Genomic DNA, 1,961 nt, shown 5'->3' on the forward strand with positions numbered 1-1,961 from the left:
GTGTCGGCGGCGGCGATCGCGGTGGCGCCGACGAGCGCCGTGGCGGTCACGGCGGCGGCGGCCAGCCACCGGCCCGCGGTGGCGCGGCCGGTCCTCCTGGTGTTGCGGAGGGGGGTGTGGGTCACCTGGGGCTCCATCGGGAGGTGAGCGGAGAGCGGGGAGCGGAGAGCGGTGCGGTATCGGCGGGCGGTCGTCAGCCGGTGACGCGCAGTTCGAGCAGGGCGGCGGGCTTGCCGTTGCCGGAGCCGCTGCCGATCCCGACGGGGACGGCGGTGCCCTTGGCGATGTCCACGCTCTGCGCGCCGTCGGTGGTGGTGAGCTTGGCGTTGAGCGAGTAGGCGTCGGTGCGGATGCGGAACACGTTGGGCACCTCCAGGGCGAGGTAGCCGGTGGTGCTGGTGGCGCGGAAGCAGATCTGGTTGCCGCCGGCGTTGGGCAGGTCGAAGCTGAGCACGCTGATCTGGCCGTCGACGGCGCAGTCGGACAGCACGATGTGGCCGTCGCCGCGCAGCAGCTTGACGTTGGGGTACGGCGCCGGGCCGGGGTAGTTGAAGTCCTCGACCGCCACCGGCGCGGCCGAGTTGTCCGCCGGGGTGCCGTCGGCGGAGGCCAGTGCGGTGGCGCCGAGCGTGGCGGCCACGGCGACGGCACCGCCAACGAGCAAGCGGGACATGCGCTTTGCCATGCCTAATCCTTTTCGTTCATCTGGTGTTGCCCTGACGGGCAGATCTGCGGATTGGTACGAACCACCCTTGATGGCAGGCGAACCAACCTGTCGTGATGACGCGTCATGGGTGATGGGGATGCACGGAATCAATCACCCGGCGCCTTCGTGATCAAGGACGGAATGCCGCCCCATCGAACCAGATGGAACTGATGACACGCCAGATCTTTCTTCCGGAGACCCCTCCCGAGCAGGCACTCTGTCACAGTTTCGAATATCTTGGGCACTTCCTGGCGATGCGCTCGCTTTGCCGAAATATGGGCCCACTGGGACGGTTTATTGCACGTGTCTAAACTCTCAACTCCTTGACTTCGTAAGCGTTCTGTCGTGACATCATTTGACGTAGGCTCCGCTGCGGCCGGGATTCGGCCGATGTCGACAGTGGAGGTTTTCTGGTGCGCCAATCGATATCCCGCTCACAAGGGCAGGGAAGGGGGAGGCCGCCACTACTGGGCAGGCTCTCCCTGAGCCTGCTGCCACTTGCCCTGACGGCCGGCCTGGTGGGGTCCGGCGTCCCGAGTGCCACCGCGGCCGAGCCGACCGGCGGGCAGGTCCAACCCACCACCCGCGAGCGCGCGCTGACCGCGTGGCTCAACGGCGGTCCTCGCGTCCACGAGCTCGCCGAGGCCGCGCTGGCCGGGTCCGACCAGGACGTGCAGCGATTCGTCGACAACGACCTCGCCGGGGCGCAGCGCGCGGACGACCTGCTGGCCGCCACGCAGATCTCCAGCGTGGGCGGGCCGAAGGTCCGCGAGGCCGCGGACAAGGCCATCGACGGCACCCCGGACGAGCTGCGCGCCTTCCTTGGGGGCGGTTGGCAGTCGGCTCTCGACGCCGACCGGCGGCTGATGATCACCCGGCTCACCGACCCCGCGATGGGCGCGGGCCGCAACCTGCAGGCGGCCGGTGACGCGGCGCTGCGCAGCAACACCAGCGACGACCTGCAGAAGTTCCTGACCGAGGGCCAGTTCCCGGCGAAGGATTCGGACGACCGGCTCAAGCTGGTCCAGATCCTCAGCGCGGGCGGCACGAACACCCAGGCGGCGGCGCGTGCGGCGCTGAACGGGTCGATCGAGGACGTGCGCGACTTCCTGGCGGTCGGCCAGTACATCGCGCAGAGCCGCGACCAGGAGCGCGCGAACATCGCGCAGCTGGTGCAGCAGGCGAAGGACGCGGGCGCGCAGGCGGCCCAGGAGACTGCTGCGGCGATCGAGGCCAAGGACAAGGCGGTCTACGA

Annotated in this window: 2 protein-coding genes; one reads left to right on the plus strand and one right to left on the minus strand. The window is 69.4% G+C overall.

Translation table 11 applies throughout. The annotated features are described in order from the left end of the window. Positions 1 to 193 precede the first annotated feature (193 nt). A complete protein-coding gene (locus tag ACFU6K_RS37910) occupies positions 194 to 685 on the minus strand; it encodes a hypothetical protein (protein WP_380671046.1) in 492 nt (163 codons plus the stop codon). Between the two features lie 539 nt (positions 686 to 1,224). On the opposite strand from ACFU6K_RS37910, the gene ACFU6K_RS37915 reads away from it, so the two are divergent. Then, on the plus strand, positions 1,225 to 1,961 hold a 737-nt coding region (locus tag ACFU6K_RS37915; protein ID WP_380671048.1), incomplete at its 3' end, for an ALF repeat-containing protein.

It is taken from the genome of Kitasatospora sp. NPDC057512 (assembly GCF_042802135.1).
In the GTDB taxonomy this organism is placed as follows: domain Bacteria; phylum Actinomycetota; class Actinomycetes; order Streptomycetales; family Streptomycetaceae; genus Kitasatospora.

What these genes read in the sequence shown, in the direction of transcription:
- ACFU6K_RS37910 (WP_380671046.1), bottom strand. Translation starts at nt 685, where the DNA reads ATGGCAAAGCGCATGTCCCGCTTGCTCGTTGGCGGTGCCGTCGCCGTG.